Source organism: Streptomyces sp. NPDC001450 (assembly GCF_053597295.1).
In genome coordinates, this window is the sequence record NZ_JBSFHY010000096.1 from 1 (window position 1) to 8715 (window position 8715).

Sequence of the window (8715 nt, forward strand, 5' to 3'; positions counted from 1 at the left end):
CCGGCCCGCAACGCCAACTCCAGGAAACCCGTCCCCGGAAACACCACCACACCCGCCACCACATGGTCCCGCAACCACTCCTGCGCAACCAACGAGAGACGCCCCGTCAACAACAGACCGTCACCACCGGCCAACTCCACCGCCGCACCCAGCAACGGATGCCCCACCGAACCCAGACCCACCGCACCCAGATCCCCGAGCGCCGAGCCCGTGTCGCGCGACCAGAAGCGGCGTCGCTGGAACGCGTACGTCGGCAGGCACACCCGGTCCTGCTCGGAACCGGCGGACGTGTCCTCGGAGAACGCCGCCTCCCAGCGGACCGGAAGGCCGCCGACGTGGAGCTGGGCGAGTGCGGTGAGCCGGCTCTCGGGCTCCGGGCGGTCCTTGCGCAGGGTGGTGGCGAAGTCGTGGGAGGTGTCGTCCAGGCAGGCCTGGGCCAGGGCCGTCAGCTGACCGTCGGGGCCCAGTTCCAGCAGCCGGCCAACCTTGCGTTCCTCCAGCGCGCGTACGCCGTCGGCGAAGCGGACCGGCCGGCGGACATGCCGCACCCAGTAGTCGGGGGACGTCAGTTCGCCGGGTTCGGCCGGGCGGCCGGTGACGTTGGAGATCAACGGGATGCGCGGGGCGCTGTAGGTGAGGGTCTCGGCGACGGCACGGAAGTCGTCGAGCATGGGCTCCATCAGCGGGGAGTGGAAGGCGTGGCTGACGCGCAGGGCGGTCGTCTTGCGGCCCTGGGCACGGAAGTGCGCGGCCACCTCCTCCACGGCATCCGAGGCACCCGAAACGACCACCGCCTGCGGACCGTTGACCGCCGCGATACCCACCTCATCGTTGAGCAGCGGCAGCACCTCGTCCTCGGCGGCCTGGAGCGCGACCATCGCACCGCCCTCAGGCAGCGCCTGCATCAACCGGCCACGCGCGGCGACCAGTCGGCACGCGTCCGCCAGCGACCACACCCCCGCCACATGCGCCGCCGCGATCTCACCGATCGAATGACCGGCCAGCACGTCCGGGCGCACACCCCACGACTCCAGCAACCGGAACAACGCCACTTCGAGGGCGAAGAGGGCGGGCTGGGCGTACTCGGTCCGGTTCAGACGCTCCGCGTCCTCACCGAAGACCACCTCCCGCAGATCGAACGGGAGTTCCGCGTCCACCGCGTCGAAGGCCTCGGCGAAGACCGGATACGTCTCGTACAACTCCTGGCCCATGCCGAGCCGTTGCGAACCCTGGCCGGTGAACAGAAGGGCCAGCCGTCCGCCGGTCCGGACGGTTCCGGTGACGGTGTGGGGGTGGGGCTCGCCGGTGGCGAGGGCGGTGAGGCCGGTGCGCAGTTCGTCGAGGGTGCGGCCGGTGATCACTGCCCGGTGTTCGAAGGTGGAGCGGGTCGTGACGAGGGCGCGACCGATACGGGCCGGGTCCGGGTCGGGATCCTCGTCGAGGTGCGTGAGCAGGCGCGCGGCCTGTGCGGTCAGTGCGGCGCGGCTGCGGGCGGAGAGCACCCAGGGCAGGGGGTGTTCGCCGGTGGGCTGCTTCGGGCCGGCCGTGGGAGCGGCGTTCGCGGGCGCCGCCTCCGCCTCTTCCGCCTCGCCCGTCAGGTCGTGCGATCCGGGCGCGGGCGCCTCCTCGACGATCATGTGGGCGTTGGTGCCACTGATTCCGAAGGAGGAGACGGCCGCGCGGCGGGGCCGGTCGTCGTGGCGGGGCCAGGGCTGCTCGTGGGTGAGCAGGCGGAGGTCGGCGGCCGTCCAGTCGATGTGCTGGGACGGCTCGTCGGCGTGCAGGGTGCGGGGCAGGAGGCCGTGCCGCATGGCCAGCACCAGCTTGATGATGCCGGCCACACCGGCGGCGGCCTGGGTGTGCCCGATGTTGGACTTCACCGAACCGAGCCACAGGGGCCGGTCCTCGGGCCGTGCGGCGCCGTAGGTGGCGAGCAGCGCCTCCGCCTCGATGGGGTCGCCCAGGGGGGTGCCGGTGCCGTGGGCCTCGATGGCGTCGATGTCCGCGGCGGACAGGCCTGCGTCGGCCAGGGCCGCCCGGATGACCCGTTCCTGGGCAGGGCCGTTGGGGGCGGTCAGGCCGTTGGAGGCGCCGTCCTGGTTGACGGCGCTGCCGCGGATCACGGCGAGAACGGGATGGCCGTTGCGGCGGGCGTCGGAGAGGCGTTCCAGGAGCAGCATGCCGATGCCCTCGGCGGGTCCGAAGCCGTTGGCCTCGGCGGAGAACGCCTTGCACCGGCCGTCGGCGGCGAGCGCGCGCTGCCGTCCGAAGTCGACGAACATCTCGGGGCCGGACATGACGGTCACGCCGCCGCCGAGCGCCAGGTCGCACTCGCCGGAGCGCAGGGACCGTACGGCGAGGTGGAGGGCCACCAGTGACGACGAGCACGCCGTGTCGACGGTGACCGCGGGGCCCTCCAGGCCGAAGGAGTAGGCGATACGGCCGGAGGCGACGCTGATGGTGCTGCCGGTGAGCAGATGGCCGCCGAGGTCGGCCTGCGAGTCCTGGGAGCGCGGCAGGTAGTCCTGGGCGATGGCTCCGACGAAGACGCCGGTGCCCGAGCCGCGCAGGGAGGCCGGGACGATGCCGGCGCGTTCGACGGTCTCCCAGGAGGTCTCCAGGAGCAGCCGCTGCTGCGGGTCCATGGCCTGGGCCTCGCGCGGTGAGATCTCGAAGAACTCGGCGTCGAACAGCGGAGCGTCGTGCAGGAAGCCGCCCTCGCGGACGTACGAGGTGCCCGGCCGGTCGGGGTCCGGGTCGTACAGCGCCTCCAGGTCCCAGCCGCGGTCGGCCGGGAACGGGGTGACGGCGTCGGTGCCGGAGGCCAGGAGCCGCCACATGGCCTCGGGGGTGTCGGCCCCGTCGGGGAAGCGGCAGCCCATCGCGACGATCGCGACGGGTTCCTGCTGCTGTTCCTCGAGGTCCTGCAGACGCTTGCGTGTCTGACGAAGGTCGGCCGTGACCAGTTTGAGGTAGTCCCGCAGCTTCTCTTCGTTGCTCGCCATTCGATGCCACTTCCTAGGAGGAGCCCCGAGGGGATCCGGAGACGTCGGGTCCTGAGCGGTCCGGGGTCGGTCGGGGTCAGGAAATGCCCAGCTCTTTGTTGATGAGGTCGAACATCTCGTCGTCCGTCGCGGATTCGAGTCCGGTGCCGGCCGTCGTCGTGCCGTCCGCGCCGCCCGTCCACCGGGTCAGCAGCTCCCGCAGTCTGGCGGTCACCTTGTCGTCCAGCCCGTCGTCGCCCGCCGCGGCGTCGGCCGCACGGTCCACACCGGCCATGACGGACTCGAGCTTGTCGAGTTCCGCGAGGAGGAGGTCTGCGGGCCGTGCCTCTTGCGGTGCGCACTGTTCCAGCAGGTACCGGGCGAGGACCGCGGGCGTCGGGTAGCTGAAGATCAGCGTGGCCCGCAGGGTGAGCCCGGTGGCCGTGCCGAGCCGGTTGCGCATCTCGACCGCGGTGAGCGAGTCGAAGCCCAGCGACTTGAACGGCCGGTCGGCGTCGACCGCTTCGGGGTCGGAGTGCCCGAGGACCGCCGCGGTGTGGGTGCGGACCAGGTCCAGGGTGGCCCGTTCCCGTTCCTCGGCGGGCAGTACGCGCAGTTGCTCGGTGAACGACACCGTCGTACCGCTGGCGTCGTCCCGGGCCCCGCCCGCGGTGCCGGAGGTGTCGGCGGCGGCCCGCCGGACCGGGGTCCGGGCCAGTGCCCTGAGCAGGGCGGGCGGCTCGGTCCCGCGGCGTTCCAGCCCGGCCAGGTCGAGCCGGGTGGGCAGCAGCAGCGCCTCGTCGGCGGCGAGGGCCGAGTCGAACAGGGCCAGGCCCTCGTCGGCGGGCAGGGGTGCGAGGCCCATACGGCCGATGCGCCGGATGTCCGCGGCGCCGAGGGTGCCCGCCATGCCGTCGTCGGTGTCCCACAGGCCCCATGCCAGGGAGAGCGCGGGCAGCCCCTGGGCCCTGCGGTGGTGGGCCAGGGTGTCGAGGAAGGCGTTGGCGGCGGCGTAGTTGGCCTGCCCCTGGCTGCCGAAGGTGGCGGCCACGGAGGAGAAGAGGACGAACGCCGACAGGTTCAGGTCGCGGGTCAGTTCGTGCAGGTTCCACGCGGCCTGTGCCTTGGGCCGCAGGACACGGTCGACGCGGTCGGGCGTCATGGCGTCCAGGATGCCGTCGTCGAGGATTCCGGCCGCGTGGATGACGGCCGTGAGCGGACGCTCGGCGGGGATCTCGGCGAGCAGCCCGGCCAGGGCGTGCCGGTCGGCGATGTCGCATGCGGCGACCGTGACGGTGGCACCCAGCCCGGTCAGTTCCGCGGTGAGCTCGGCGGCACCCGGGGCGTCGGGGCCGCTGCGGCTGGTCAGCAGGAGATGGCGGACGCCGTGGCGGGTCACCAGGTGCCGGGCGAACAGTCCGCCGAGGGTTCCGGTGCCGCCGGTGATCAGGACGGTGCCATGGGTACGGGTGTGCTCTGCGGTACGTCCGTCGCGCGCGCCCTCTGCGGTGCCCCCGTCGCCGGCCGCCGTCCCGGTGTGTCCGTCGCCGGCCGGGGTGTGGGCGAGGTCGATGGGCACCTCGGGAACGGTGAGGACGATCTTGCCAGTGTGCCGTGCCTGGCTCAGGTACCGGAACGCCTCCGGGGCCCGCCGCACGTCCCATGTGGTGACCGGAAGCGGGCGCAGCGCCCGCTGTTCGAACAGCGCGAGCACGGCCGTGAGCATCTCGGCGGTGTGATCGGGGTCGACGTCCCTGAGGTCGAACGCCCGGTACCCGACGCCGGGGTGCTCGGTGGCGACGGTCTGCGCGTCGCGCAGGTCGGTCTTGCCCATCTCGATGAAGCGACCGCCGCGCGGCAGCAGCCGGAACGAGGCGTCGATCAGTTCCCGGGCCAGGGAGTTGAGTACGACGTCCATGCCACGTCCCCCGGTCACGCGCAGGAACTTCTCCTCGAAGTCCGTGTCGCGCGAGGACGCGATGTGGTCGTCGTCCAGGCCCATGGCCCGCAGGGTCTCCCACTTGGCGGGAGCCGCGGTGGCGAAGACCTCGGCGCCCAGGTGCCGGGCGAGTTGTACGGCGGCCATGCCGACGCCACCGGTGCCCGCGTGGACGAGGACGGACTCGCCGGGGCGCAGATCCGCCAGGTCCACCAGACCGTGGTAGGCGCTGAGGAAGACGATGGGCGCCGCTGCGGCCTCGGTGAAGGACCAGTCGTCGGGCTGCCGGGTCAGCAGACGGTGGTCGGCCACCGCGACCGGGCCGTACGCCCCGGAGAAGAGTCCGAGGACGCGGTCACCGGGGGTGAGGCCGGTGACGCCCGGGCCGGTCTCCAGGACCACGCCCGCGCCCTCGCGGCCCGGTACCTCGCGGTCGAGCATGCCCAGGCAGACCAGGACGTCGCGGAAGTTGACGCCGGTGGCCCGCATCGCCACCCGTACCTCGCCGGGCGCGAGCGGTCCGGTGACCTCGGGGCAGCCGACCAGGGCCAGGCTGTCGAGGGTTCCGGGCGTGGTGACGTCCAGCCGCCACACGGGTTCGCCGGGCGGCGGAAGCAGCGCGCCGCCGGTGCCGGCCGGGGCCAGCCGGGGGATGTGGGCGACGCCGCCGCGGAGGGCGAGTTGGGGTTCGCCGGAGGCGAGGGCCGGGGCCGGGTCGGTCTGCGTGGCGACACCGCCGGCACCGTCGGCACCCGTGACCTGGTCGGTGGCGGCGGGCGTGTGGGACGCGAGGTCCAGCAGGACCAGACGTCCGGGGTGCTCCGACTGTGCGGAGCGGACGAGCCCCCAGACGGAGGCCGCCACCGGGTCGGTGAGGGCCCGGCCGCCGTCGGCGGGCATCGCCCCCCGTGTCACCAGCACCAGCCTGGCAGCGCCGAAGCGGTCGTCGGCCAGCCAGTCCTGCACGAGGGAGAGGACGTGGTGCAGCGCCGCCCTGGTGGCTTCCACGGTCCGCGACGCACCGGTGCCGTCCGCGCCCGCCAACGGCCCCTCGGCCATGGACGGACCGCAGGCGACGAGTACCGCGCCCGGCACCGGTGTTCCCGCGGCGACGGCATCGGCCAGTGCCGTGAGGTCGGCGTAGCCTCCGGCCGGGGCTTCGCCGAGCCCGGCGATGTCGGGTCCGACGACGGCCCACCGCTCGGCCGGGTCGGGGAGGGAACCGGACGGTGCGGGCAGCGCGCTCCACTCCAGCCGGAACAGCGCGTCCCGCGGCCCGGCCGGTCCGCCCGGGGCGGCAGGCGCCAGGGCGTCCTTGCTCAACTCCCGCAGTGTGAGGGCGTCGACACGGGCCACCGCACGGCCCTCGGTGTCGGCGACGGTGATCGTGAGGGTGTCCTCGTCCACCGGCGACAGCCGCACTCGCACGGCGGACGCGCCCACCGCGGCCAGTGTGGCACCGCTCCACGAGAACGGCAGCCGCACACCGCCGAAACCGTCGGCGGCCGTGCGCCCGGCGGCGAGCCACGCGTGCAGCGTCGCGTCCAGCAGGGCCGGGTGCAGACCGTGGCGCTGGGCCTCGCCCTGCTGGTCGGTGGGCAGCCCGACCTCGGCGCAGACGTCGTCACCCTGCCGCCAGACGGCGCGCAGGCCCTGGAACACCGGGCCGTAGGCGTATCCCTCGTCCGCGAGCCGCTCGTAGAAGCCGTGCAGCGGGACGGGGGCCGCGTCGGCGGGCGGCCAGCTCTCCAGGTCACCCGCCCCGGCGGTGTGGTCCACCTCGTGGTCGCCGTGCGCGTCGAGGAGGCCGGTGGCGTGGCGGACCCAGTCCTCGGTCGCGGCGTCGGCGCCATCGGCCTGCGAGTGGACGGACACGGTACGCCGCCCCGAGTCGTCCGGGCCGCCGACAGCGACCTGGACCCGTACACCGTCTCGTTCCGACAGGGCCAGCGGCGTCTCCAGGGTCAGGTCCGCGACACGTCCGCAGCCGACGCGGAGGCCTGCCTGCAGCGCCAGTTCCAGGAAGCCCGTGCCGGGGAAGAGGACCGTGCCCGCCACGGCGTGGTCCCGCAGCCACGGGTGGGTCCTGAGGGAGAGTCTGCCGGTGAGCAGGGCCCCTCCCCCTTCCGCCAGCGTGACTTCGGCGCCGAGCAGCGGATGGCCGGAGGCCGTGAGCCCGAGCCCCACGGCGTCGCCCGCTGTGGCGCTCGGGACGCCCGGCCAGAAGCGCTGCCGCTGGAACGCGTACGTCGGCAGATCGACCCGGCGCGTTCCGATGCCGGCGAACACGGCCGGCCAGCGCGGTACGGTGCCACGGGCGTACAACGCGGCCACGGCGTTCAGCAGCGTCGCGGGTTCGTCGCGGTCCTTGCGCAGCGTAGGCACGAACAGCGCCTGCTCGGCGGGATCGGCACCCGCCTCGGCCTGGGCCAGGGCGGTGAGTGTGCCGTCCGGTCCCAGCTCCAGCCAGCTGCCGACTCCTTCGGCGCGGACCCGGCGGACACCATCGGCGAACCGTACCGCGTGGCGAACGTGCCGCACCCAATAGTCGGGGGTCATCAGGTCGTCGGCTTCGGCGAGGTCCCCGGTGAGCGCCGAGACGACGGTCAGCCGCGGCCGGTCGTACGCCAGGCTCTCCGCGACCGTACGGAACCCGTCGAGCATGGGTTCCATCAGCGGTGAGTGGAAGGCATGGCTGACCCGCAGCCTGGTCGCCTTGCGGTCGAGGCCGCGGAAGTGTGCGGCGATCTCCTCGACGGCTGCTTCGGTGCCCGCGACCACGGTCGCCTCCGCGCCGTTGACGGCGGCGATGCCGGCCTGGTCCTCCCGGCCGGCCAGCAGCGGCAGCACCTCGTCCTCGGACGCCTGCAGCGACACCATCGCACCACCCTCGGGCAGCGCCTGCATCAACCGGCCCCGCGCCACCACCAGACGGCAGGCGTCCGCCAGGGACCACACACCGGCCACGTGGGCGGCGGCCAGCTCACCGATGGAATGCCCGAGCAGTACGTCCGGACGCACACCCCACGACTCCAGCAGCCGGAACAGCGCCACTTCGAGGGCGAACAGGGCAGGCTGCGCGTACTCCGTCCGGTTCAGACACTCCAAGTCCTCACCGAAGACGATCTCCCGCAGGCTGAAGGGGAGTTCCGCGTCCACCGCGTCGAAGGCCTCGGCGAAGACGGGATACGCCTCGTACAACTCGCAGCCCATGCCCAGTCGTTGGGAACCCTGACCGGCGAACAGGAAGACCGTACGTCCGCCGCCGGTGGCTGCCGTGCCGGTGACCACATGGCCGACGGGCTCCTGGTCGGCGAGCGCCCGGAGGCCGCGCAGGGCCTGCTGCCGGTCGGCGGCCAGGACCACGGCCCGGTGCTCCAGCGCGGAACGCGTCGTCGCGAGCGACCGTGCGACGTCGTGGTGCGACAGCTCGGAATCGGACGACAGGAGGGTCGCCAGCCGTTCGGCCTGGACGCGCAGCGCGCGGGGCTCCGCGGCCGAGAGGGGCAGGAGGACACTGCGGCCCTCGGTCTCGGCAGCGGGGATGGTTTCGTCGGCGTCGTCGGTCTCGTCCGTCGGGGCCTGTTCGAGGATGACGTGGGCGTTGGTACCGCTGATGCCGAAGGACGACACACCGGCACGGCGGGGCCGGTCCTGCGACTGCGGCCACTCCACGTTGTCGGTCAGAAGGCTGATCTCCCCGGCCGTCCAGTCGACATGGGAGGACGGCTCGCCGGCGTGGAGGGTCCGCGGCAGCACCCCGTGCCGCATCGCCATCACCATCTTGATCAC

The 8715-nt window shown here is 73.3% G+C and carries 2 protein-coding genes; both read right to left on the bottom strand.

Translation table 11 applies throughout. From position 1 onward, the window contains the following. The coding region (locus tag ACWC5O_RS44610; RefSeq protein ID WP_450781297.1) for a type I polyketide synthase at window positions 1-3005 on the bottom strand (3005 nt) is incomplete at its 3' end. A gap of 76 nt (window positions 3006-3081) precedes the next feature. Beyond that, window positions 3082-8715 (bottom strand): SDR family NAD(P)-dependent oxidoreductase (locus ACWC5O_RS44615; RefSeq protein ID WP_450781299.1); only part of this gene is annotated, 5634 nt, incomplete at its 5' end.